The sequence below is a fragment of the Tessaracoccus aquimaris genome (assembly GCF_001997345.1).
Lineage (GTDB): Bacteria > Actinomycetota > Actinomycetes > Propionibacteriales > Propionibacteriaceae > Arachnia > Arachnia aquimaris.
In genome coordinates this window covers 1494234-1518605 of record NZ_CP019606.1, presented here as the reverse complement: position 1 = coordinate 1518605, position 24372 = coordinate 1494234, and the positions used below count along the sequence as shown (strand labels likewise).

The window sequence follows — 24372 nt, the reverse complement described above, 5'->3', positions numbered from 1 at the left end:
GCGTGCGACGCGTGAGCTGGCGGGAGCGCGGGGAGATCGCCCTGATGTCCGCCCCGGCGCTGATCCTCTTCCTGGGCTTCGTCATCTTCCCGGTGATCACCGCCGCCTACTACGGGTTCTTCAAGTGGAAGGGCTACGGCCCGCCGATCGACTTCGTCTGGTTCGAGAACTACCGGATCATCCTCACCGACCCCGCGTTCCTCGACACCCTCCGCCACAACGCCTTCATCCTCGTCTTCTCCCTCGTGATGCAGGGGCCGCTCGCGATCCTTGTCGCCCTGCTGCTGAACAAGAAGATGCGCGGCCGATCCATCGTGCGGGTGCTGATCTTCGTGCCATACGTGATCTCCGAGGTCATCGTCGGCATCGGCTGGTCGCTGATGCTGCAGAGCGGTGGCGCGCTCGACGAGACGCTCAGGAACATGGGGCTCGACTGGCTGATCCGGGACTGGCTCGCCGATCCGTCGATCGCGATCTGGACCCTGATGATCATCATCACGTGGAAGTACCTCGGCTTCGCCGTGATCATCATGCTGGCAGGCCTCCAGGGCATCCCCGAGGAACTAGCCGAGGCCGCCGCCGTCGACGGGGCCTCCTACTGGCAGACGCAGTGGCGGATCACGCTGCCGCTGCTCGGCCCCACGATCAGGATCTGGGCGTTCCTGTCGATCATCGGCTCGCTGCAGTTGTTCGACCTCGTCTACATCATCTGGGGTCAGTACATCTCGTCCACCGCGGGCACCTCGACGATGGCCACCTACATGGCCCTCACCGGTCGCCTGTCCGGCAACTACGGATACGGCAACGCCGTCGCCGTGGTCATCTTCTTCATCTCCCTCACCGTGGCCCTGATCTACCAGCGGTTCGTGCTGCGCAGGGACACCGAGGGCGCCCTGACGGGAGGAAACTGACATGGCACGACGCTCAAAGAACGGGTACGAGTGGGGTTCTCCCTTCATCTACCTCGTCGCCGCGATCCTGATCTCGGCGTGCCTCACCCCGGTGATCTTCATCATCGTCGGCGCCTTCCGCACCAACTCGGAACTGACCACCGACCCGGCCGGCTGGCCATCGCAGTGGCAGTTCAGCAACTACACCAACGTGCTCAGCACCTCGCTGTTCTGGCAGCAGGCAGGCAACTCGTTGATCGTCGCCCTCTGGACGACCCTCGGGGTGGTTCTGATCGGGCTGATGGCCGCCTACGTCGTCGCGCGCTACCAGTTCAGGGGTCGCGGCGCGCTCTACGCGCTCTACGCCTCCGGCCTGATGTTCCCGCTGACCGTTGCGATCACACCGCTCTACCTGTTGATCCGCTCACTCAAACTGGTCGACACCCTGCCGGGCGTGATCATCCCGCAGATCGCCTTCGGCCTTCCGATGACGATCATCATCCTGGTGCCGTTCCTGCGCGCCATCCCGAAGGAGATCGAGGAGGCCGCGGCCATCGACGGGTGCAGCAGGCTGGACTTCTTCTGGCGGATCGCCCTGCGGCTGTCCGTGCCTGGCCTGGTGACGACCGGCATCCTGGCCTTCGTCGGATCCTGGAACGGGTACATGCTGCCCCTATTCGTCCTGAACAACCCCAGCCTGTACACGTTGCCGCTCGGCACCCAGGCGTTCTCCTCGGAGCATTCGGTCGACACGGCGGCGGTCCTCGCGTTCACGTCGCTGTCGATGCTTCCCGCCCTGGCCTTCTTCAGCCTCTTTGAGCGCCGCATCGTCGGCGGGCTGACGGGCGCCGTCAAGGGCTGAGCCAACCCCTCAGCCACCTTAATCCGGCGGGCCACCGCCGTCCCCTTTCCTCAGGAGTACCGTGACCACCTTTCACGTCGCCGTCGACGGATCCGACCTCGCGCCCGGCACGGCCGAGCGGCCATTTCGCACCATCTCCCGCGGCGCCCGCGCCGCCATGCCCGGCGACACCGTCAGGGTGCACGGGGGTGAGTATCGCGAGTGGGTCGTTCCGCGGCGCGGGGGCATCGGTGAGCGGCGACGGATCGTCTACGAGGCGGCCCCGGGGGAACATGTCGTCATCAAGGGATCCGAACCGATCACCGGATGGCAGCCAGAGCAGGGCTCGACATGGCGGGTCGAGGTCCCCAACACCCTGTTCGGGGACGTCAACCCCTACGCGGAGACCATCAACGGCGACTGGGTCTCGCCGGAGACCAATGACGGCCCGCCCCGTCATCTGGGGGAGGTCTATCTCGACGGGATGAGCTTCTTCGAGGCCGGCTCGGTCGAGGAGTTGGCGGATCCGCCGCTGCGGACGACGGTGACCGACCACTGGACGGGGCTCGAGGACCGGGTGCGGGAGCCTGAGCAGACCCGCCATCTCTGGTTCGCCGAGGTCGGTGAGGAGAGCACGGTCATCCGGGCCAACTTCCAGGGCGCCGACCCGAACACGCGCCTGGTCGAGATCAACGTGCGGCGCAGCGTGTTCTATCCGCGGGAGCACCATCTCGACTACATCACGGTGCGCGGCTTCGAGATGGCGCACGCCGCGACGCCGTGGACGCCGCCCACCGCGGACCAGCCGGGCCTGATCGGCCCCAACTGGGCGAAGGGGTGGATCATCGAAGACAACCACATCCACGACTCGAAGTGTTCGGGCATCTCGCTCGGCAAGGAGGGGTCGACCGGCCACAACTTCTCCGCCGAGCGCGGGGACAAACCGGGGTACCAGTACCAACTGGAGTCCGTCTTCTCCGCCCGCCAGATCGGCTGGGACGCCGAGCACGTCGGGGGCCACATCGTCAGGCGCAACCACATCCATGACTGCGGGCAGAACGGCGTCGTCGGCCACCTCGGCGCCGTCTTCTCGACCATCGAGCACAACCACATCCACCGCATCGCCCTCAAGCGGGAGTTCTACGGATGGGAGATCGCAGGCATCAAACTGCACGCGGCCATCGACGTCGTGATCCGCGGCAACCACATCCACGACTGCTCGTCGGCCACGTGGCTCGACTGGCAGGCCCAAGGGACCCGGTTCACGGGCAACGTGCTGCACGACAACAACCGCGACCTGTTCGTCGAGGTCAGCCACGGGCCGTACCTGGTCGACAACAACGTGTTGGCCTCGCCGGTCTCGCTCGAGGTGTTCAGCCAAGGCGGCGCCTACGTCAACAACCTGGTCTGCGGCCTGCTGAGGACCGAACCCGTTCTCGACCGGCCGACGCCCTACCACGTGCCGCGCAGCACCCAGGTCGCCGGCTACGGTGCCATCGTCGGCGGCGATGACCGCTTCGTCGCCAACCTCTTCCTGAGCGGCCCCCAGGGGTACCGCGAGAACCCCGCCGGGATCGCAAGCACCGGGTACGGGACGAGCGTGTACGAGGGGAAGCCGACGTCGCTGGACGCGTACCGGGCCAGGGTCAAGGCCGCGCCGGTGGGGGACCAGGAACCGTTCCTGGCTGTGCCTCAACCGCTGTACGCGCGGCACAACGTCTACGGCTCGGGGCGACCCCACACCCCGAGGAGCCGTCCGTCACCATGCTCGACGGCGAGGCGACGGCGCGGGTCGTCACGGACGGCGACGCCGTATTCCTCGTCACGCGCCTGCCGCAGGCCTTCGACGCGGCGCGCAGCCCCCTGATCTCCGGCGCCGACCTTGAGCCGGTCCGCCTCGCCCAGGCGGAGTTCCAGGACCCGACGGTTCCCCCTCCGATCTGGGGACCGACCTGCTCGGCGCGAGGCGGGAGGGCGCGAGCGACTATCCGGCCGGACCGCTTCTCTCGCTCACCTCCGGCGATGTGCGGACCAGGCTGCGCTGACGATCGACGCGAGCCGGCCCCGGAGCGACGCCCAGGGGCCGGCCTCGATCAGTCGGCGGTCAGGGCCCACTGCGTGACGGTGCGGGCGGGCTTCCAGCCCTGCAGCGAGCCGAGCGGTTCGAGCGTCTCGATCTGCAACCGGCTCAGGTGACCGCCCCAGCGGGCGTGCGCCTCGGCGCACAGGAGTTCGGCCTCCAGCGTGATGCCGTGCACCACGACGCGGCCTGCGGGCCGTAGCGCGGCCATCGCGTCGGCGAGCAGCGCCATGGTGGCGCCGCCGCCAACGAACACGGCGTCAGGGGCAGGCAACTGGGGCAGCAGGTCGTGCGCCTCGCCGAGCACCAGCGAGAAGGCACCCCCCGGAGCCAACCGTTCCGCATTCTCAAGGGCCCGCGCCGCGCGGTCGGCGCGCCGCTCAAGCCCGATGGCCTGTGCCCCGACGGCGCCGCGGCACCACTCGATCGCGACCGATCCGGCGCCGACGCCGACGTCCCACAGCAACTGCCCGGGGAGCGGCCGCAGGTGCGCGAGCGCGCTGGCCCGCACCGCCCGCTTCGTGATGAGCCCGTCGCTGGCGAATGCCTCGTCGGGCAGTCCGGGAGAGGTGCCGAACAGGGCGCAGTCGCGGTCGATGATCACCCGGCCGATCCTAGTGCCGCCGTCGTCGACCCCGCCGTCAGGGCCGCATCGGCCTGTGCCACGATGATCCTGGTCGATGACGAGGAATCCGGTGTGAATCCGGAGCGGTCCCGCCACTGTGAGCGCCGACGGCGCGAGCCAGGGCATCGGAGTCGACTGCGGCAGAGCCGCACACCGATCACGACAGCAGGCGCGGACCTGCAGGAGGACCCCGATGAACGCCATCCGTCCCGAGACGACCCGATGAGCCGCGGCACCACCCCCGCAGCCCCGGACGACGGACTCACCACAAGAGAGCGCCGCAACCGGCCCGTTCTACTCGTCAACACGGGAGACGGCAAGGGCAAGACAACCGCGGCCTGCGGGGTCGCGCTCCGCGCCTGGGCGCAGGGCTGGTCCATCGGCGTCTACCAGTTCGTCAAGTCCGCGGCCTGGAAGCCGGGGGAGCGTGACGCGCTGCTCGCCCTCGGCGCGCTGAGCGGCGACGTCACCTGGGAGACCATGGGCACCGGTTGGTCCTGGGCGCGCGCCACCGACCCGACCGACGCCCGCGCCGCCGCGGTCGAGGGCTGGCGGGCCATCCGGGAGGGCATCGAGCAGCAGCGGCACCGGTTCTGGCTGCTCGACGAGTTCACCTACCCGATGGACTGGGGGTGGATCGACGCCGACGAGGTCGCCGAGACCCTTCGCACCCGCCCCGGCACGCAGCACGTCGTCATCACCGGACGCCGCTGCCCAGCCGCGATCGTCGCGGAAGCCGACCTCGTCACCGACATGACCAAGATCAAGCACCCCTTCGATGACGGGCAGCGCGGCCAGGTGGGTATCGAATGGTGAGCCTCCCAAGGGTGGTCATCGCGGCCCCCGCGTCGGGGCAGGGCAAGACCACCGTCGCCACCGGCCTGATGGCCGCGCTCACCGACCGCGGTACCCGCGTCTCCCCGTTCAAGGTCGGGCCCGACTACATCGACCCCGGCTACCACGGCCTCGCCGCCGGGCGACCCGGGCGTAACCTCGACCCCTTCCTGACGGGCGAGGACCTCATCGCGCCGCTCTTGCTGCACGGCTCACATGGCGCCGACCTCGCCGTCATCGAGGGGGTGATGGGCCTGTTCGACGGGCGGCTCGGCACCGGAGGCTTCGCCTCGACGGCGCACGTCGCCCGACTCCTCGACGCGCCAGTGATCCTGGTCGTCGACGCGCGGCACGCCTCCCGGAGCATCGGCGCCCTGGTGCACGGCATGGCCACGTTCGACCCGACCGTCCGCGTCGCGGGGGTGATCCTCAACCAGGTCGGCAGCCCCCGGCACGCGAAGGAGGCGCGCGACGCCGTCGGCCTGCCGGTGCTCGGCGTGCTGCCGCGCAACCTGGCGATCGAGGCGCCCTCGCGGCACCTCGGCCTCGTGCCCGCCGCGGAGCGCGACGACGCGGGCATCCGGGCCATCGGGGAGGCGGTCGCCGCGCACGTCGACCTCGACGCCGTCGCCGCCCTGGCTCACACCGCGCCGGCGATCGACGCGCTGCCGTGGGACCCGACCGCTGTCGTCCGGCAGGCCGGTCCGCTCAGGCCGCGGGTCGCCGTCGCGGGCGGTCGCGCCTTCACCTTCCGCTACCCGGAGACCGAGGAACTGCTGGTGGCCGCCGGTTGCGAGCCCATCGAGTTCGACCCCCTCACGGCCGACGCGCTGCCGGAGGACACGGCCGCGCTGTGGATCGGCGGTGGCTTCCCCGAGATGCACGCCGACCGGCTCGCCGCCAACCGCTCCCTCCGCGCCGACATCGCCTCCGCGGTCGCCGCGGGGCTGCCGACGGTCGCCGAATGCGCGGGCCTGCTGTACCTGTGCGACAGCCTCGACGGCGAACAGATGGCGGGCGCGCTGCCCGGCACGGCCGCCATGACGGGGCGCCTCACGATGGGCTACCGGGAGGCCACCACCGAGCGCGCCACGCTGCTCGGCAGGCCGGGGGAGAGGGTCACGGGTCACGAGTTCCACCGCACCGCCACCGTCACCACCGGCGATCCCGCGTGGCTGCTGGATGGCCGCCCCGACGGCGTCGCCAGCGCCACTCTCAGCGCCTCCTACCTGCACGTCCACTGGGCCGGCCATCCGCGCCTCGCCCAGCGCTTCGCCGACGCCGCGCACGCGTTCGCCGCCGACCCGACGACGTGGGCCCCGACCCCGTGGGCGGCGCCAACGCCGCCCGAGAAGGCACCAGCCGAGCCCGATCTGCTGCACCACGGCGACCGCGACCTCGCGCCCGGCCTGACCGACCTCGCCGTCAACGTCCGCCAACCGCACACCCCCGACTGGCTGGTGCGCGCCATCACCGATGACGCCGACTGGGCCGCCTACCCCGACCCGGAGCCGGCCAGGCAGGCGATCGCCGCCCACCACGGCGTCGCCGCCGAGATGGTGCTCCCGGTCGCAGGCGCCGCGGAGGCGTTCACCCTGATCGCCCGCGCGATCCACGGCGACGCCCTGGTGATTCACCCCCAATTCACCGAACCCGAGGCCGCGCTGCTCGCGGCCGGAAGGACCCCGCGCCGCCACCTGCTGCGCCCCGAGGAGGGCTTCCGGCTGGACCCTGCAGCGGTTCCGGCCGCCGAGCTCATCGTGGTCGGCAACCCCACCAACCCGACCGGGGTGCTCCACTCAAGGGACGCGCTGCTCGCGCTGCGCGCCGGGACCCTCGTCGTCGACGAGGCCTTCCTGGACGCCGTCGTCGGCGAACCAGAGACCCTGATCGCGCCCGAGATGCCCGGGATCCTCGTGCTGCGCTCCCTGACCAAGACGTGGGCGCTGGCAGGCATCCGGGCCGGCTACGTCGTCGGCGACCCCGCGCTCGTCGCGTCGCTCGCCGCGCAGCAACCGCCGTGGTCCGTGTCCAGCCCCGCCGTCGCCGCCACCGTCGCCTGCCTCGCGCCGGAGCGCGCGGCAGAGGCCGCGGCGCTGGCGCTGGAGGCGCGCGTCGCGCGGGCCGACCTCGTCGCCCGGCTCACCGGCATCGGGCTTGACCCTGTCGAGGGGGAGGCGCCGTTCGTGCTGGTCGACACCTCGCCGATCGCCCGGCACTCGCTGCGCGCCGACCTCGCCGACCGCGGCCTCGCGGTCCGCAGGGGCGAGACCTTCCCCGGCCTCGGCCCCACCTGGCTGCGGCTCGCGGTCCGCGACCCCCACACCCACCAACGGCTCGTCGAGGCCATCACCCAGATCAAGGAACACCATGCAGGCTGAACTCACCCCAGGCGAGGTCGTGCTGGTCGGCGGAGGCCCCGGCGACCCCGACCTGCTCACCGTCGCGGCGCTCCGCGCGCTGCGCCAGGCCGACGTCATCGTGCACGACCGGCTCGGCGCCAACGCCGCCCTCGCCGACGTCTCCACCGAGACCGAACTGATCAGCGTCGGCAAGATCCCGCGCGGCCCGTTCACGCCGCAGGAGGACATCAACGCGCTGCTGATCGACCTCGCACGGAAGGGCCTGCGGGTGGTGCGACTCAAGGGAGGCGACAACTACGTCTTCGGACGCGGCGGAGAGGAATGGCTCGCCTGCGCCGAGGCGGGCATCCCGGTGAGGGTCATCCCGGGCGTCACCTCGGCCGTCTCGGTGCCTGCCCTGGCGGGCATCCCCGTCACCCATCGAGGCCTGACGCAGGGCTTCACGGTCGTCAGCGGGCACGTGCCGCCGGGCGATCCCCGCTGCACGCTCGACTGGGCGGCGCTCGCGGCCTCCGGCACCACGCTCGTGCTGCTGATGGCCGTCAAGAACCTGCCTCAGATCGCGGCGGCCCTGATGGAGGCGGGCCTCGACGCGGCCACGCCTGCCGCCGTCGTGGCGGACGGGTCGACCGCGGCTCAGGCCACCTGGCGGGCCCCCCTCGCCGACATCGCGGCGGTCGCGGCGTCGGCCGGGGTCGCACCGCCGGCCATCGTCGTGATCGGGGAGGTCGCCGGCCTCAGCCTCGGCTGAGCCAGTCGAGGGCCGCCTCGACGCTGCCCACCGTCGCGACCCCTACGGCCGGGGGCTCGCGGCGCACCACCACCACGGCGGCGCCAGACTCGGCGGCCGCGGTCAACTTCGCGGCGGTGTGCGTTCCTCCGGAGTCCTTCGTGACAAGGCAGTCGATCCGGTGCTCGGCGAACAGTTCCCGCTCGCGCGCCAGGTCGAACGGGCCGCGGGCGATCAGCAGGCGCCAGCAGTCAGGGACTTCGCCGTCCGGAGGCTCGGCCACCCGCGCGATCACCGTGCGGTCGGCGAGCAGGCCGTAGTCGAGCGTGTGCTGCCTGCCCACCGTCAGCAGCACGTTCTGGGCGCCGAGGGCCACTACCTCCGCGGCCGCGGAGGCGTGGTCGTCGACCCAGCGCCAGCCGGCGGCGCCCTCCGCGTCCGACCAGCCCGGACGTTCGAGGCGGAGGATCGGCACCCCGGTCGCCCGGGCCGCGGCCGCCGCGTTGCGCGACATGGTGGTCGCGAACGGATGCGTCGCGTCGACGATCGCCGAGACCCGCTCCGCGCGCAGGTAGGCGATCAGCCCCTCCACGCCGCCGAAGCCGCCGATCCTGACGGGCCCGGCCGTCAGTGGGTCCGCGGTGCGACCTGCGAGCGACAGCACGGCCGGACGACCCTCGGTCTCCAGGGCGGAGGCCAGTTCGCGGCCCTCGGCGGTGCCGCCGAGCAGCAGGATCACGACGCCAACCGCTCGGTCAGCCACCTGCTGAGCGCCTCGCGGATCGCGGCATGGTCCTTCTTCAGCGAGTGGTCGCCGTCGACCAGCACCAGTTCCCCGTTGGGTGGCGCGATAGGCACCCCGAAGGCGTCGCCTCGCCCCTGCACGATCAGGCACGGCACCTCGACGGGGGTCAGTTCCGGTTGCCGCGACGGCCGATCGCCCGGGGGCTGCAGCGGGAACGCGAGGCAGAGCACGGCGTCGGCGCCCGTCGCCTCGACGGTGCGGCACGCGACCCGCCCTCCGAAGGACCGGCCGCCGGTGACCAGCGGGCCGTCCGGGAAGCGTTCCCGCAACACCGCCACCACGTCCGCGAACGCCTCGTCCGTCGACGCCCCGCGCGGCGGCACCCTGCGGCCCGCGACGGCGTAGGGCGGTTGCACGACGGCGGCGGCCATCCCCAGCGACCCGGCGACCGAACACGCCAGCGCCAGGTCGGCAGAGCCCGTTTGGCCGCTTGCGCCGGGGCCGAGCACCAGCAGGCCCCGGGCCCCCTCCGGGGCGGCCATCCTAACGACCGCCCGGCCGTGCCGGGTCTCAACATCGAACGAGCTCATAGGGCGATCGTAGGGTGCCCCGCTGTCCCACTGGAGATGTGTGTATTAGGTTGGTCGTGGAGGTACAGCTACGTGAGTGACTATCAGGACTTCGACTTCGACAACACCCAGAAGGAGGCGTGGGACGAGTTCTCCCGCCGACTCGACGAGGTGCTCTCGGTCATGGACGCGACGGCCGACCTCAACATCTCGGTCGCCTCAACCGCCGAGGACGCGCCGCGCGCCGGGATCCGCTTCTCGATGGTGGCACCCGAGCAGATCGGCGCCTACGTCGCCGGATCGGCCGCCGGGCAGGCGACCCCCGACGAGGAGCAGCAGTTGCGGGCGCTCGGCTGGAGCGAACCGGCCGACGGAGAGCCCTTCTTCCACACCCTGACAGACCAGGAGGCCTCCGCGGAGCTGGCCCGGCTCGCAACGGACACGCTCGCCGACGTGTTCGGCGTGCTGCACCCCATCTTCCTCGAGCCGGACCAGCTGGCGGAGATCCTCAAGGGGGAGAGCACCTGGACGCCGCTCGCCCCGCGCCCGCTCAGCAAGGACGAGACCCCGGTGCGCACCGCGAGCCAGGCCGAGCTCGACCAACTCGTCGACGAGATCCTGCGCCGCGAGTTCGGGCACCCGACGCTGCGCAACGAGCAGGGCGACGTGGCGATTCGCGTCGGGTCGACCATGGTGTTCCTGCGCTCGACAAGCGACGCCGCGGAACTGCTGCTGTTCGCGCCGCTCGTGCACGACGTCGCCGGGCGCTCGCGGGCCTGTGAGGTGCTCAACGACCTCAACGTCGAGTCCCGCTTCGGTCGGTTCTCCCTGCACCGCGATCGGGTCTTCGTGCAGTTGTCGGTCCCGTCCCAGCCCTTCGTGCCCGCCCACCTGCAGCAGGCGCTGCGGGCGGTCAGCCAGATCGCCGACGGCATCGACGACGAACTGGCCGCCCGGCTCGGCGGTCGCACCACGTTCCAGTCGCTCTGACGCTCAACCCCCGCGCGTCGTCGAGCGGCCCGGCCTTTGGGCTGCGCAGGCGTTGAGCAGCATTGCGTGTTCGTTTCCGATTGGAACGCTACAACGCGGCTCTCCGACCAACGAACCCGCGCTACTGCTCAACGCTAGGGGCCAGCCCGGGCCGGGCGGCCCACTATCGACCGGCCGGCCGTTACCGCTTGCCCGTCTGGCAGGGCTTCAGGTCGGGCTTCTTCGCGCACGGCATCTTCGCGGGCTTGGCGTCCGTGAGGGCCGCGACCATCGCGTCGAAGGCCGGCTTCGGCTGGTAGTCGCCGGTCATCAGCGTCGCCCAGCCCTCACCCGCGAACGTCTGTGGGACCCACGAGTAGTCGTCGTTGAATCCCCACACAGTGAAGCTGGTGCAGGCCTCGTTGGCGAGGCAACTCTCGAGGAGCCGCACGTGGCGGCTGGCGTGTTCGGCGACCTCGGCGGCCGTCGGTTCGCGGCCCTCGACGCCGGGGATGCGCACGTCAGCCTCGGTGATGGCCACCTTGAGCCCGAGGTCGGAGAACCGCTTCAGGTTTGCGTCGAGCCCTCCGTCGTAGCCGTACTGCAGGCTCAGGTGGGCCTGGGCGCCGAAGCCGTGCAGCGGGACGCCGTCGGCCAGCAGTCGCTTCGCCAACGCGTAGTAGGCGTCGGTCTTCTCGTTGATCCCCTCCGCGTTGTAGTCGTTGAGGAACAGCAGCGCCTTCTTGTCGGCCTGGTGGGCCCACCGGAAGGCGTCGCCGATCAACGCCTCCGGATCGGCGGCGCACGCCTTGAGGAACGGGTTCGCCTCGGTGCGCAGCCTCACGCCCCCGTTGTCCCAGGTGTCCTGGAAGATCTCGTTGGCGACGTCCCACTCGTAGATCTTGTTCTTGTAGCGCCCGACGACGGTGGTGATGTGGTCCTTCAGGACCGCGCGGGCCTCGTCGCAGGTCCACGTCGTGCTCGCCTCGTTGACCCACGCGGGGTTCTGGCTGTGCCACAGCAGCGTGTGACCGCGGACCTGCTGCTTGTTCAGTTGGGCGAAGCGCATGACGGCGTCGGCGCGCTCGAAGTCGTAGACGCCGGGGGAGGGATGGATCTCGGCCCACTTCATGTCGTTCTCGGGGGTGATCGAGTCGAACTGCGCGCCGAGGATCTGCTGGAACCTTGTCGGGGCCGACTTCTGGTAGCCGATCAGGTCGCGCATGCCCAGGCGGCGGTACCGATCAACGGCCGGTCGGGGCCGGTGTCGCGCAGCGTGGGGCCGGCCGCGACCGCTGGTGTGGAGGAGAGGGCTAGCGCCGCTGAGGCCGCGACGGCGAGGCCTCCGCGCACGGGTCGGGAGAAGGTTCGCATCTGATGAACTCCTTTGTCTCGATGCGCCCGCCTTTTGGTGCGAGGCGGAACTAAACGGAGGATAAGTCGGCGCCTCGACGCGGGGCCAGGGGTTTCGGAACGTTTCGACGGCCGTCGCGGGCCGTGGCCGTCTCCTACCCGGGATGGGTGAGCATGCCGGGCGGACGCGAAGTCAGGCCCGCGCGCGATAGTCTGCTCCCATGACGAGTGAACCCGGCCAGGGCGTGACCTATTTCTCGCGGCTAGACGCCGATGAGTGTTGGGCCCTGCTTGCGGAGGCCGAGGTCGGCAGGCTCGCGTGGCACGGAGCCAACGGGATCGTCGTGGTCCCCGTCAACTTCCGGGTCAGCGACTCCAGGGTCGTCTTCCAGACGGCCGAGGGAAGCAGCCTGTCGCGGCTCGCCGAGCCAACAGAGGTGGCCTTCGAGGTCGACGACATCGACGGTGAGGCCATCATCGGCTGGTCGGTGCTCGTGCAGGGAACCACCGCCCGCGTCGAGGCGGACGAAGACAAGCCGATCAGCTGGCTCGACGGTGAGCGCTCCGTGTGGATCGCCGTCAGCCCAGGCGCCATCAGCGGGCGCGTGATGTCCGGAACGAAAAGGAGTTGACTCATGACTGAGCCCACCACCCCCCACAACGATCAGGTCGATCCGGAGACCCCCAAGAGACCCTTGAAGAGACCCCGCGCCACGAGGTCAAGCGTCCGTGGCCCGTCGAGGAGGGGACCGACTCCGATCCCGCCAAGCCGCACGTCCCGCTCATCGTCGTCGGTGTCGACGGCAGCGACGACGGCCTGCGCGCCGTCCGCTTCGGCGCAAACACCGCCAAGCGTCACGACGCGGAACTGATGCTCGTCAACGCCGTCGACGACACCCTGATGGCGGGCGCCTGGGGCGTCGTCTACGACCCCGAGGTGCTGCAGGCAGCGGGAGTCACCGCCAACGAGGAAGCAAAGGCACTCGCCCTGGAGATCGGGCTCGACCCGGCCCACCTCAAGACCGAGGTCGTGATGGGCTCGCCCGGTGGCGTGATGGCCCGCCTCAGCGAGGTTGCCGACCTGGTGGTCGTCGGCCGCCGCGCCGCCTCCGGCCTCGAGCGGATGTTCGTCGGCTCCACCTCCGTCGCGGTGGTCGCCAACGCGTCGTGCCCCGTCATCGTGATCTCCGCCGCAGCACACCCCGACCCCGTCGGGTCGAAGGGCATCGTCGGAGTGGGTCTGCAGACCTCGCCCGGCTCGGAGACGATCCTCCGGGCGGGCTTCCAGCAGGCCCAGCGGCTCGGCAGTCGGCTCGAGGTCGTGCACGCGGTGCAGCCCCCCGTCGGGCTGTTCTCCCGCAGGCTCAGCCCGTCGCAGCTCGACGAGCAGCTTCGCTTCGCGCAGGGCGGCATCGAGGCGATCGCGCAGGGCATCGCCCCCGACTTCCCCGAGGTCGTCTACGACGTGCAGGTCGCGGCAGACAGCCCCATCAACGAACTCGTCAGCCGCAGCGCCAACTACGACCTGCTGGTGCTCGGCGTGGGGGAGTCCACGATTCCGGGCTTTGGGCTCGGCGGCCTGCTGCGCGGCCTGATGGCCCACGCGGAGTGCCCGTTGTTCATCACGCACGGATGACGGGGAAGCCAACCCCCACCATCGAGGTCGACCCGTCCCTGCCGATCGCGGCGGAGGCGGAACACATCGCGCAACTGATCCGCGACAACCAGGTCGTCGTCGTGGCCGGCGAGACCGGCTCCGGCAAGACGACGCAGCTCCCCAAGATCTGCCTGCTCGCGGGCAGGGAGCGGATCGCGCACACGCAGCCGCGCAGGATCGCCGCCCGGACCGTCGCGCAGCGGATCGCGTCCGAGTGCGGGGTCGATCTCGGCGAGTTCGTCGGCTACCAGGTGCGCTTCACGCGCAAGGTGAGCGCCAGGACGCGGGTGAAGGTGATGACCGACGGCATCCTGCTGTCGGAACTGACCCACGACCGGATGCTGAGCCGCTACGACACGATCATCATCGACGAGGCGCACGAGCGCAGCCTCAACATCGACTTCCTGCTCGGCTATCTCAAGCAGTTGCTGCCCAAGCGCCCCGACCTGCGCGTCATCGTCACCTCCGCCACGATCGACACCGCCCGCTTCTCCGAGCACTTCGACGGCGCCCCGGTCGTCGAGGTGTCCGGTCGCACCTATCCGGTCGACGTCGTCTACCGCGAGCCCGACGAGGGCGAGGACGAGATCGACCAGATCACCTCAGCGGTCGAGGAGATCGTCACGACATCCTCCACCGGCGACATCCTGGTGTTCCTCAGCGGGGAGCGCGAGATCCGCGACACCGCCGACGCCATCGACGCCCTCGGCACCGGACTCGAGGTGCTCCCACTGTTCGCCCGGCTGTCCTCGGCCGACCAGCAGCGGGTCTTCGCGCCGAAGGCGGCCCGCCGGGTCGTGCTCGCCACCAACGTCGCAGAGACCTCCATCACCGTCCCGCGGATCCGCTACGTGATCGACGCGGGCACCGCCCGCATCTCGCGCTACTCGGCACGGACGAAGGTGCAGCGACTTCCGATCGAGCCGGTGTCGCAGGCCTCCGCCAACCAGCGCGCAGGCCGCTGCGGCCGGGTCGGCCCTGGCGTTGCGATCCGGCTGTACTCGGAGGAGGACTTCACGGGGCGGCCCGAGTTCTCCGACCCGGAGATCCTGCGCACCAACCTCGCCACCGTCATCCTCCTGATGGCGCAGGCCGGCCTCGGTGACATCGAGTCGTTCCCGTTCGTGGAGGCCCCCGTCACCTCCCACATCAACGACGGCGTCCGCGTGCTCAGCGAACTGGGCGCCATCCATCCGCGCAAGCGCCACGACCGGTTGAGGCTGACCCGCACCGGCCGGATGCTCGCGCGGATGCCGGTTGACCCGAGGCTCGGCCGGATGCTGATCGAGGGCGCACGGCGCGACGCACTTGCGACGGTGCTGGTCCTGGTCGCCGGACTGACGGTGCCTGACGTGCGCGAGCGCCCCGCCGAGTTCCAGCAGCAGGCAGACGAACTGCACCGCAGGTTCTGGGGAGGGGTCCCGGGCAGCGAGCCGGCGCCAGAACCGTCGGGGGCCGAGCCGAGGCGCCACACCGCCCACACGGGAACCCGGCCCGAGCAGCAACAGACCTCCCGCTCGCCCGAGGGCGGCGACTTCGAGGTGCTGCTCAACATCTGGACCTATCTGCGCACCAAGCGCCGCGAGATGGGCAGCAGCGCCTTCCGCAGGCTGTGCCGCTCCGAGTACCTGAGCTTCGTCCGGTTCCGCGAGTGGGAAGACCTGGTCTCCCAGTTGAAGGAGGCCACCCGCGAACTGGACCTCGACACCACGGGGCGCGGCGCGATGCCCGAGGTGCTGACCTGCCTGCTCAGCGGGCTGCTGTCCAACGTCGGCCTCGCCGAACAGGAGCGCGCTAAGAAGCAACCGGGCAAGCGCCGCCCTCTCACGGAGTACCAGGGCGCGCGCGGGGCCAGGTTCGCGATCCAGCCCGGCTCGGCGCTTGCGAGGTCCACCCCGCCGCTGGTGATGGCCTTCGAACTGGTCGAGACGTCGCGGCTGTGGGCGCGCACCGTCGCCGCCATCACCCCCGAGATGGTCGAACAGGTCGGCGGCCACGTGCTGACCCGGACCGTCTCCGAGCCGCACTGGTCCAGCCGCACCGCCTCGGTGCAGGCCAACGAGAAGATCAGCCTGTTCGGGGTCCCGATCGTGGCGGCCCGGCGCACCAACTACGCGGCCGACCACCCCGTCGAGGCCCGCGAGATCTTCATCCGCAGCGCCCTGGTCGAGGGGGAGTGGGAGACAAGGAGCAAGCTGATCGCCGCCAACCGGGCGACCGTCAAGGAGGGCGAGAAGGTCACCGACCGGATGCGCCGCCCCGACCTGCTCGCCTCCGACGACGCGCTGTACGCCTTCTTCGAGGCGCGCGTGCCAAGCGAGGTCGTCTCCGGCGCCACCTTCGACAAGTGGCTGCGCCGCACCCCGGAGGACCAGTGGCCGCGGCTGACCCTCGACGACGTGGTCGTCAACCCGGAACTGCTGCGCCCCTCCGACTTCCCCGACCGCTGGGAGGTCGGCCAGCACAAGCTCCCCATCAGCTACGTCTACGACCCGGGCGCAGGCTCCGACGGCGTCACCGTCACCGTCCGGCTTGAACTGCTCAACCAACTCGACGACGCCACCTTCAGTTGGCAGGTGCCAGGGCTGAGGCGCGAACTGGCCACCGAGCTGATCCGCACCCTCCCGAAGTCGCTGCGCACCAGCTTCGTGCCTGCCCCCGACCACGCCGCCCGCGCGCTGGAGTGGCTCGCCGACGCGCCGCGCGAGGGCTCGTTCCCGACGGGCCTTGCGAGGGCCCTGACGGCGCTCACGGGCACCGTCGTCACCGCCAAGGACTTCGACCCGGCCAAGCTGGGTTCGCACCTGCGCCCGACCTTCGTGATCATCGACAACGGCCGCGAGATCGCGCGCGGCACCGACCTCGACGAGCTCTCCGAGCGGCTGTCGCCCAAGGTCGCCGAGAAGCTGACCCGCTCCGCGGGCGGCATCGCCACCACCGGCCAGCGGTCCTGGACGTTCGGCGCCATCCCCAGGCAGACGAGCGTCGCGAAGGGGGTGGTCGGCTACCCGGCACTCGTCGACGAGGGAGTCAGCGTCGGCGTCGCCGTCGTGGACGAGGCGGCAAAGGCCGACCGGTCGCACGCGCACGGTGTCCGCAGGCTCCTGACGCTGACCAACCCGGAGCCGCTGAAATGGGTGGTGGCGCACATGGGGCGCCTGGAGAAGCTCTCACTTGCCGACTCGGCCTACCCGAGCGTCCCCGACCTGCTCGCCGACGCATGGCTCAAGGCGGGGGAGCAGTTGGCCAGCGAGCAGGGGCCCCTGGCAGAGGTGCGCGACGCGGCTGGCTACCAGCGGGTAGCGCTCGCGGTGCGGCAGGAGTGCCCCGGCCGCACGCTCGAGGTCGTCAACACGGCCGCGCACGCACTGGCGGAGGTGACCCGCGCGCGGCTGCTTGCCGGGTCAACGCAGGCCGGCAGGGACGTCTCGGTGCAACTCGACAACCTGTTCTTCAACCGGTTCATCTCCGCGACCCCTGACCCGTGGTTCGCGGCGCTTCCCCGCTACGCGAAGGCGGCGGTCGCCCGGCTGGAGGCTGCGCCCGCCAACCCGGTCCGCGACGCGGGCCTCCAGGCGCAGGTCGACGAGATGGAGGACCTCTACGGCGCGCTGATCGACGCGCAGCCCGCGGGGCCGCTGCGGCCGGAGGTCGAGGAGATCGCCTTCCTCATCGAGGAGTTCCGCGTCAGCCTCTTCGCTCAGCAGTTGCGCACCTCCGTGCCGATCTCGGCGAAGCGGATCAGGCAGGCGATCCGCCAAGCTGGCTAGTCGCGGCCAGGTGGTGCGAGGATGGGCCCCGTGCCGAAAGACGTGACCGAGCTGCTCAACCTGTTCGCCCTGGACCAGACGGGCGAGCTGAGCTTCCGTGGGCCCCAGCCGAGGACCAAGTTGCAGCGCCTGTTCGGCGGCCAGGTGCTCGGCCAGACGCTGATCGCCGCGGCCCGCACGGTCGCCGAGGACCGGATCCCGCACTCCCTGAACGCCTACTTCCTCCGCCCGGGGGCGACGGACACGGCCCTCGACTTCGACGTCGAGGTGATGCGCGACGGTCGCACCTTCTCCAATCGGCGGGTTATCGCGAGGCAGCGGGACCGGGTGATCTTCGAGATGACGGCGTCGTTCCAGCACCCGGAGCCCGGTCTCGACCACAGCGCAAGCGCGCCGGTCGACGTCGCGCCGCCGGAGGCGTCGCCGGAACTGGCGGAGGTGCTAGGGCGACGCTTCGGTGAGGGCGTCGCACTGATCTCGGAGTGGGACGCACTGGAGGTGCGCCTCGCGTCGCGGCCCGAGCCCACCAGGCACGGAGGCAGCATGCGCGCGTGGGTGCGGACCAAGCAGCCGATGCCCGACTCCCCGCTGCTGAACACGGCGGTGCTTGCCTACCTGAGCGACATGACGCTGCTCAGCGTGACCACGATCCCGCACGAGGTGGAGTTCCTGTCGCCGAGCCTTCAGGCCGCCTCGATCGACCACGCCATGTGGTTCCACCGCCCCGTCCACGTCGACCGGTGGCTGCTCTACGACATGATCTCGCCGTCGGCCTCCAACGCCCGCGGCTTCGCGATGGGTCGGCTGTTCCAGGACGGCGCCGCCGTTGCCTCCTGCGCGCAGGAGGGGTTGATCCGCGTGGTGGCCGAGCAGTAGCCGGACAAGGAGGCGGCCCGCCACGACCCAGGGAGGGCAAGCGTGACGGGCCGCGTCCGGCTAGTGGTTGTGCGTCAGGCAGCGACGCCCTGACGGGCGCGCATCTGCGCGAGCGCCTGGCGCTCGATCTGGCGCACCCGCTCGGCGGTGATGCCCCAGTGGGTGCCGATGTCGGCCAGCTTCGCCTGGCGCCCGTCGAGCAGGCCGTAGCGGCGCCGCACGACGTCCTGGGAACGCTCGTCCAGGTCGGAGAGCATCTCCTCCAGACGGGCACGCTCCTCGGCGTCCAGCACCATCTCGTCGGGCCCGGGGGCCGTCTCGCGGGCGATCAGGTCGCCGAGCGCCGTGTCGCCGTCAGCCTCGACAGGTGCGTCCAGCGAGACGTGGTCGCGGGAGTAGCGCAGCAGGTCGACGATCTTCGACTCCTCAAGGCCGAGCTCTTCGGCGATCTCGCCGAGCTCGGGCTCGCGTCCGAGCTGGCGCTCCAGGTTGCGGCGCACGGCCGAGACCTGGTTGACCTGCTCGGCGACGTGCACGGGCAGCCGGACGATGCGTCCCTGCTGAGCGATGCCACGGGAGATGGCCTGGCGGACCCACCAGGTCGCGTACGTGGAGAACTTGAAGCCCTTGGCGTAGTCGAACTTCTCGACCGCGCGGATCAGGCCGGTGTTGCCCTCCTGGACCAGGTCGAGCAGCGGCATCTGCGAGCGGCCGTACTTGCGGGCGACCGACACCACCAGACGCAGGTTCGCCTGGATGAACTGCTGCATGGCGCGCTCGCCCTCGGCGGCGACCTCCCGCAGTTCGTCTTCGGTCACTTGGGTGGACGAGGTAGCCTCGCCATCGAGGATCTTCTGGGCGTAGAGCCCAGCCTCGATAGCGCGAGCAAGGTCGACCTCGCCCACGGCGGTGAGCAGGGGGGTCTTGGCGATCGCGTCGAGGTAGAGCCCCACCGCGTCCTTGCCGTCGATGCCTTCGGTACTACGCATGCGAGCAGAAGTAAACATATTCAAATCAGACCTTTCGCCAGTCGTCACCCTGTACAACGCATGACCGGCGCCGGAGGTTCCACGAATTTTGAGGCTTCCGGCGAAATCGGCCCAAAGTATGACGCGTGGGCACGTCGACCCTGACCGTGGGTAGGGGCGGCCCCCGACCGCCGTTTGAGTACCCGGGGAACGCGTGCCAGAATGGAGGGCGCGTCACCCTTGACTAGAACGGGGCGGCGCACGCGCAAAAGTCAGTCGTCTGGCTTGAGAGGACAACCGTGACCCAGAACGCTGAAGACCCCGGCAAGGCACCACGCACCCGCCGGAGCTCCGCCCAGGAGGCGCCCGCCGAGAAGAAGCCGGCGACGCGCACCCGGAAGCCCGCAGGAGAGGCAGCAGCGACCAAGGCCGCCCCGCGCACCCGTGCAGCAAAGCCCGCTGTGTCGGACGTGAAGGCCGACGCCCCAGCAGCGAAGACCACCCGCACCCGCAAGGCGCCTGCGAAGGCCGCCGCCAAGGAGCCCACCATCGCGCAGGCCTCGACCGGCGAGGTCGAGGTCAAGTTCGAGCGCGACGGCAACGATGTCGTCCTGACCGTCGGCGGCAAGAAGCGCTCGCTCGACGAGGTCGACGACTCGCAGTTCGAGGAGGCCAAGGAGGCCCCGCTCGAGAAGGAACTCACCGAGGACCAGGGCTTCGCGCTCTCCGACTCCGACGACGCAGACGAGCCGGAGCAGCAGGTCGTCTCCGCCGGAGCAACGGCCGACCCCGTCAAGGACTACCTGAAGCAGATCGGCAAGGTCGCGCTGCTCAACGCCGTCCAGGAGGTCGAACTCGCCAAGCGCATCGAGGCGGGCCTGTTCGCGGACGAGCGGATCACGGGCGACGCCGTCAAGGCAGCCGACCTGGAGGACTTCGAGTGGATCGCCGAGGACGGCCACCGCGCGAAGAACCACCTGCTCGAGGCCAACCTGCGCCTGGTCGTCTCGCTCGCCAAGCGCTACACCGGTCGCGGCATGCTGTTCCTCGACCTGATCCAGGAGGGCAACCTCGGCCTGATCCGCGCCGTCGAGAAGTTCGACTACACCAAGGGCTACAAGTTCTCTACCTACGCGACGTGGTGGATCAAGCAGGCGATCACCCGCGCCATGGCCGACCAGGCCCGCACGATCCGCATCCCCGTCCACATGGTCGAGGTCATCAACAAACTCGCCCGCGTGCAGCGCCAGATGCTGCAGGACCTCGGCCGCGAACCAACGCCCGAGGAACTGGCGGTCGAGCTGGACATGACGCCCGAGAAGGTCGTCGAGGTCCAGAAGTACGGCCGCGAGCCGATCTCGCTGCACACCCCGCTCGGCGAGGACGGCGACTCCGAGTTCGGCGACCTCATCGAGGACTCCGAGGCCGTCGTGCCCGCGGACGCGGTGAACTTCACGCTGCTGCAGGAACAGCTCAACGACGTCCTCGACACGCTCAGCGAGCGCGAGGCGGGCGTGGTGAGCATGCGCTTCGGCCTGACCGACGGCCAGCCGAAGACCCTCGACGAGATCGGAAAGGTCTACGGCGTCACGCGCGAGCGCATCCGCCAGATCGAGTCGAAGACCATGTCGAAGCTGCGTCATCCGTCGCGCTCGCAGGTGTTGCGCGACTACCTGGACTGACATCCCCGACGACGACACCGGCCGCCCCCGATTCAGGGGGCGGCCGGTGTTGCTTGTCTGTGCCTCAGGCGTCTGAGCCTCAGGCGGGGGACAGCGCCTGATCTGCGGTGGAGGCCTCGCGGCGCCGGGCGATCGCGACGAAGTTGGCGAGCACCAGGTGCACCTCCGGCGAGATCGGGGCGCCCTCCGCGAACGCCGCGAGCGTCTCCGTCTCCGACGGATGGAAGTAGCCTGCCTGGCTGTAGATCCGCAGCCGCGACGCCATCCCCGGCCGGTCCAGCTCGGGGTGGAACTGGGTCGCGTAGACGTTGCTTCCCAACCGGAACGCCTGCACGGGGCACTCGATCCCCGTCGCCAGCAGCACCGCGCCCTCGGGCAGTTGGCTCGAGGCCTCCTTGTGGCCGACGAAGGCGACCATCTCGCTGGGGATTCCGTCGAAGAGCCGGTCGTCGCGCCCCTCGGACGTCAGCGTCGCGGTGGCGACCCCCGCGTCCTCGCCGTAGGTGCGGTCCACGACGCCGCCGAGGCGGCTCGTCAGGGCGCCGACGCCGTAACAGAGGCCGAGGAACGGGAAGTCGCGGTGCACGGCGTCGTCGATGACGCGGAAGATGTCCGCCTCGATGCGGTCCTGATGGTCAGACTTCGGGTCGTCGCTCGCGTTGAACGGGCCGCCTCCCAGGAAGACGCCCGAGTAGTCGTCAAGGTCGATCGGCGGCAGCGGCTGGCGTTCCACGCGGTACTGCACGACGTCGTCGTCCGAGAGCCCCGAGAGGCGGACGATGGCCTCCCGCTCGCCCTCGGACGCGGCGTCCTCGGGGCGGGTGCTCAGCAGCAGGAAGGGTTTCATGGCGTGTCCTTGAACGTCGGGGTGCCGGCGCGCAGCTCCTCCACGAGCCTACGGGTCGCCCCAACAGGGTCGCCGACCCGACGCTGCCTCAGGTAGCTGGGTCCCTTCAGCGCCAGCCGCCGCACGTCCTCGAGTTGCTCGGCGCAGCCCAGTTCATCTGCGATGTCGCGCAGCTCCTCGACCCACCGGATGATGCCGTCGTGGACGTGGATCAGGTACTCCTCCTTGCGGGGCGTGATCACGTCGGCGGCAAGACCGTAACGGGCGGCGCGCCACTTGTTCTCCCGCATGAACCAGTACGGCAGCCGGTCGATCGGCTCGCCGACGGCGAGCGCTCGCGACATCCGCTCGACCAGGCACTGGCTGAACGCGCACAGCGCTCCGACCTCCATCAGCGTCGGCACCGAGTCCATGATGCGGTTCTCGACGGTTCCCCACCCCGAAGGTCGCACGTCCCACCGAATCTCGGATGGGTTCTGGATCAGGCCGACCCCCTCGAGTTGGGACGCGAAGCGCTCCAACTCGGCCCAGTCCTCCATGTGATAGGGCAGGCCGTTGGTCGGCAACTGCTGGAACATCATGGTGCGCTGCGACGCGAACCTGGTGTCCTCGCCCATCCAGTAGGGCGAGCTGGCCGACAGCGCGATGAAGTACGGGGTGAAGCGGGCGATGCCGTAGACGATCGGGAGGGCCTTGACCCGCGCGTCGATGCCGGTGTGGATGTGAAGGCCGTTGATGGCCATCCGCTTGCCCCACCACGCGTTGCGTTCGCTCACCCTGCGGTACTGGGGCTTGTCTCCCGCGAACTGCTTCGTCGGGTCGCCGAAGGGATGCGCCCCCGCGCCGAGCAGCGTCAGGCCGTGCGGCTCGAGCACCGACAGCGAGTGCTCCAGCAGCCCACGCATCTCGGCGACGGCGGAGGGGACGCTCTGGTGCACGCCGGAGACGAGTTCGATCATGGAGGTCAGGTACTCGCGCCTGATCGGCCCCTCCGCCGCGTCCTCGACGGTGCTGAGCAGCACCTCAGCCCCGGGCACCTGTTCGAGCGTCTGGGCGTCGACGACCGCCAACTCCCACTCGATCCCGACGCTCGACTGCTTGGACTCACCGAACTTGATCTTCACGTCCCACCTCCGATCTGACCGAACGATAACAACGGGCGACGCCACTTCGGGGCCAGTCCGCGAGCGCGGTTTGGTCGGGCGTTGAGCAGTATCGCGACCTCGATGGGCGACGCGCCGAGAGTTGGCGCCGTTGTGGGTAACGAAAGCGGAATGCTGCTCAACGCCAGACCTGCCCCGGCGGCTGGGATGAGGCGGACCTGCCGGCGACGCGGCACTAAGCTGGCCGGGAACGAGAGGAAGCCAACACATGTCGCTGTTCGACCGCGCCGAACTTGCCCCCGCCGACCCGATCCTCGGACTGACCGAGGCCTTCAACGCAGACACCCGACCCGAGAAGGTCAACCTGGGCGTGGGCGTCTACCTCGGTGAGGACGGCAAGCTGCCCCTCATGGCGGCGGTGCGCTCCGCCGAGGAGCGCGTCACGCAGCAGCACAAGCCGAAGGCCTACCTCGGCATCGACGGCATGCCCGCGTACCGCGACGCCGTCCGCGCCCTGATCTTCGGGGCCGACTCGGCTGCGCTGGCCGACGGCCGGATAGCGACCGTGCAGACCCTCGGCGGCACCGGGGCGCTGAAGGTGGGCGCCGACCTGCTCCACCAGCTCAGCCCCGAGGCGACCGTCCTGATCTCCGACCCGAGCTGGGAGAACCACAGGGCGCTGTTCACCCGCGCCGGCTTCACGGTCGACGCCTACCGCTACTACGACGCAGAGGCGAAGGGCATCGACGTCGACGGCATGCTCGAGGACCTGCGCGCCGCCGCGGAGGGCACCGTCGTGGTGCTGCACGCCTGCTGCCACAACCCCACCGGGTACGACCTGACGGGCGAACAGTGGGACGCCGTCATCGACGTGCTGCGCGAGCGTGGGCTGGTGCCCTTCCTCGACATGGCCTACCAGGGCTTCGGCTTCGGGATCGCCGAGGACGGCGCCGTGGTCACGAAGTTCATCGACTCGGGCCTGAACTTCCTGCTCTCGACTTCCTACTCCAAGTCGTTCAGCCTGTACGGCGAGCGGATCGGCTCCCTCTCGGTGGTGCTCGGCAGCGCCGAGGAGGCCAAGAAGGTGCTCTCGCAGCTCAAGATCGTGGTGCGCACCAACTACTCCAACCCACCGACCGAGGGCGCTGCGCTCGTCACAACCGTGCTGACGGACCCGGAGCTCCGGCAGAGCTGGGAGGACGAGCTCGGCTCGATGCGTGAGCGGATCAAGACGCTGCGCCAGGGCCTCGTCGACGCCCTCGCCGCGCGCGGCATCAGCGACATGGGCTTCATCGCAGAACAGCTCGGCATGTTCAGCTACTCGGGCCTCACCAAGGACCAGATGATCGCGCTGCGCACCGAGCACGGCGTCTACGGGCTCGACTCGGGCCGGATGTGCGTCGCCGCGCTCAACACCGGCAACCTCGACTACGTCGCCGACGCGATCGCATCAGTCCGCGGCGCCTGAGT

The 24372-nt window shown here is 70.2% G+C and carries 21 protein-coding genes and 1 riboswitch; of the genes, 13 read left to right on the top strand and 8 right to left on the bottom strand.

Features of this window, described 5'->3' with window-relative positions; translation table 11 throughout:
• Window positions 1–11 precede the first annotated feature (11 nt).
• The 3 genes from BW730_RS07140 (at window position 12) to BW730_RS07130 (ending at window position 3598) form a co-directional block, all read left to right on the top strand.
• On the top strand, window positions 12–911 hold the full coding sequence (locus BW730_RS07140) for a carbohydrate ABC transporter permease (RefSeq protein WP_226997124.1): 900 nt from the start codon (window positions 12–14) through the stop codon (window positions 909–911).
• A gap of 1 nt (window position 912) precedes the next feature.
• Window positions 913–1752 (top strand): carbohydrate ABC transporter permease, encoded by an 840-nt coding sequence (locus BW730_RS07135; protein WP_077685645.1) that lies wholly within the window; start codon window positions 913–915, stop codon window positions 1750–1752.
• A 61-nt stretch (window positions 1753–1813) separates the two neighbouring features.
• The gene (locus tag BW730_RS07130) at window positions 1814–3598 is read left to right on the top strand and encodes a right-handed parallel beta-helix repeat-containing protein (protein ID WP_226997123.1); all 1785 of its coding nucleotides are present in this window, start codon (window positions 1814–1816) and stop codon (window positions 3596–3598) included.
• Window positions 3599–3824: 226 nt separating this feature from the next.
• Here BW730_RS07130 and cbiT read toward each other — a convergent pair whose 3' ends face one another.
• Window positions 3825–4415 carry a precorrin-6Y C5,15-methyltransferase (decarboxylating) subunit CbiT gene (gene cbiT, locus BW730_RS07125; RefSeq protein WP_077685644.1) on the bottom strand — a complete coding sequence of 197 codons (591 nt, stop codon included), beginning with the start codon at window positions 4413–4415 and terminating at the stop codon, window positions 3825–3827.
• An 84-nt stretch (window positions 4416–4499) separates the two neighbouring features.
• A riboswitch (cobalamin riboswitch) is annotated at window positions 4500–4561 on the top strand.
• A gap of 97 nt (window positions 4562–4658) precedes the next feature.
• On the opposite strand from cbiT, the gene cobO reads away from it, so the two are divergent.
• The 3 genes from cobO to cobA are packed head-to-tail and all read left to right on the top strand — an operon-like array spanning window position 4659 to window position 8384.
• The gene (cobO, locus tag BW730_RS07120; RefSeq protein WP_077687557.1) at window positions 4659–5252 is read left to right on the top strand and encodes a cob(I)yrinic acid a,c-diamide adenosyltransferase; all 594 of its coding nucleotides are present in this window, start codon (window positions 4659–4661) and stop codon (window positions 5250–5252) included.
• Window positions 5246–7651 carry a cobyrinate a,c-diamide synthase gene (locus BW730_RS07115; RefSeq protein WP_193432369.1) on the top strand — a complete coding sequence of 802 codons (2406 nt, stop codon included), beginning with the start codon at window positions 5246–5248 and terminating at the stop codon, window positions 7649–7651. The genes cobO and BW730_RS07115 overlap by 7 nt, the downstream gene beginning before the upstream one ends.
• Window positions 7641–8384, top strand: a complete 744-nt coding sequence (cobA, locus tag BW730_RS07110; protein WP_077685643.1) for a uroporphyrinogen-III C-methyltransferase — start codon at window positions 7641–7643, stop codon at window positions 8382–8384. Before BW730_RS07115 ends, cobA begins: the two co-directional genes overlap by 11 nt.
• Here the strand turns inward: cobA and BW730_RS07105 are convergent.
• Together BW730_RS07105 and BW730_RS07100 are read right to left on the bottom strand one after the other, a co-directional pair.
• On the bottom strand, window positions 8371–9126 hold the full coding sequence (locus BW730_RS07105; RefSeq protein WP_145952759.1) for a cobalt-precorrin-6A reductase: 756 nt from the start codon (window positions 9124–9126) through the stop codon (window positions 8371–8373). The genes cobA and BW730_RS07105 overlap by 14 nt on opposite strands.
• Window positions 9099–9698, bottom strand: coding sequence for an alpha/beta hydrolase family protein (locus BW730_RS07100; RefSeq protein ID WP_077685642.1), 600 nt, complete (start codon window positions 9696–9698; stop codon window positions 9099–9101). The genes BW730_RS07105 and BW730_RS07100 overlap by 28 nt, the downstream gene beginning before the upstream one ends.
• A gap of 72 nt (window positions 9699–9770) precedes the next feature.
• On the opposite strand from BW730_RS07100, the gene BW730_RS07095 reads away from it, so the two are divergent.
• On the top strand, window positions 9771–10667 hold the full coding sequence (locus BW730_RS07095) for a T3SS (YopN, CesT) and YbjN peptide-binding chaperone 1 (protein ID WP_226997122.1): 897 nt from the start codon (window positions 9771–9773) through the stop codon (window positions 10665–10667).
• Between the two features lie 181 nt (window positions 10668–10848).
• On the opposite strand, the gene BW730_RS07090 is transcribed toward BW730_RS07095, so the two are convergent.
• Both BW730_RS07090 and BW730_RS19175 read right to left on the bottom strand, forming a co-directional pair.
• Window positions 10849–11871 (bottom strand): endo-1,4-beta-xylanase, encoded by a 1023-nt coding sequence (locus tag BW730_RS07090; protein WP_226997121.1) that lies wholly within the window; start codon window positions 11869–11871, stop codon window positions 10849–10851.
• A complete protein-coding gene (locus tag BW730_RS19175; RefSeq protein ID WP_226997120.1) occupies window positions 11859–12020 on the bottom strand; it encodes a hypothetical protein in 162 nt (53 codons plus the stop codon). The genes BW730_RS07090 and BW730_RS19175 overlap by 13 nt, the downstream gene beginning before the upstream one ends.
• Before the next feature lie 200 nt (window positions 12021–12220).
• On the opposite strand from BW730_RS19175, the gene BW730_RS07085 reads away from it, so the two are divergent.
• The 4 genes from BW730_RS07085 (at window position 12221) to BW730_RS07065 (ending at window position 18302) form a co-directional block, all read left to right on the top strand.
• The gene (locus BW730_RS07085) at window positions 12221–12631 is read left to right on the top strand and encodes a pyridoxamine 5'-phosphate oxidase family protein (RefSeq protein WP_077685640.1); all 411 of its coding nucleotides are present in this window, start codon (window positions 12221–12223) and stop codon (window positions 12629–12631) included.
• A gap of 152 nt (window positions 12632–12783) precedes the next feature.
• Window positions 12784–13635 (top strand): universal stress protein, encoded by an 852-nt coding sequence (locus tag BW730_RS07075; RefSeq protein WP_226997201.1) that lies wholly within the window; start codon window positions 12784–12786, stop codon window positions 13633–13635.
• Complete coding sequence (gene hrpA, locus BW730_RS07070) at window positions 13632–17426, top strand: ATP-dependent RNA helicase HrpA (protein ID WP_077685637.1); 3795 nt, start codon at window positions 13632–13634, stop codon at window positions 17424–17426. The genes BW730_RS07075 and hrpA overlap by 4 nt, the downstream gene beginning before the upstream one ends.
• Window positions 17427–17447: 21 nt before the next feature.
• Window positions 17448–18302 (top strand): acyl-CoA thioesterase, encoded by an 855-nt coding sequence (locus tag BW730_RS07065; RefSeq protein ID WP_418082032.1) that lies wholly within the window; start codon window positions 17448–17450, stop codon window positions 18300–18302.
• A 74-nt stretch (window positions 18303–18376) separates the two neighbouring features.
• On the opposite strand, the gene BW730_RS07060 is transcribed toward BW730_RS07065, so the two are convergent.
• Window positions 18377–19309 carry a sigma-70 family RNA polymerase sigma factor gene (locus BW730_RS07060; protein ID WP_077685635.1) on the bottom strand — a complete coding sequence of 311 codons (933 nt, stop codon included), beginning with the start codon at window positions 19307–19309 and terminating at the stop codon, window positions 18377–18379.
• Between the two features lie 260 nt (window positions 19310–19569).
• On the opposite strand from BW730_RS07060, the gene BW730_RS07055 reads away from it, so the two are divergent.
• Entirely contained in the window at window positions 19570–20952 is a 1383-nt protein-coding gene (locus tag BW730_RS07055) for an RNA polymerase sigma factor (RefSeq protein WP_077685634.1), read from the top strand.
• Window positions 20953–21031: 79 nt separating this feature from the next.
• On the opposite strand, the gene BW730_RS07050 is transcribed toward BW730_RS07055, so the two are convergent.
• Window positions 21032–21799: a glutamine amidotransferase gene (locus tag BW730_RS07050; protein WP_077685633.1), complete on the bottom strand. Its 768-nt coding sequence runs from the start codon at window positions 21797–21799 to the stop codon at window positions 21032–21034.
• Window positions 21796–22923: a carboxylate-amine ligase gene (locus BW730_RS07045; protein ID WP_158522516.1), complete on the bottom strand. Its 1128-nt coding sequence runs from the start codon at window positions 22921–22923 to the stop codon at window positions 21796–21798. Before BW730_RS07045 ends, BW730_RS07050 begins: the two co-directional genes overlap by 4 nt.
• Window positions 22924–23170: 247 nt before the next feature.
• On the opposite strand from BW730_RS07045, the gene BW730_RS07040 reads away from it, so the two are divergent.
• A complete protein-coding gene (locus BW730_RS07040; RefSeq protein WP_077685631.1) occupies window positions 23171–24370 on the top strand; it encodes an amino acid aminotransferase in 1200 nt (399 codons plus the stop codon).
• The last annotated feature ends 2 nt before the right edge of the window (window positions 24371–24372 follow it).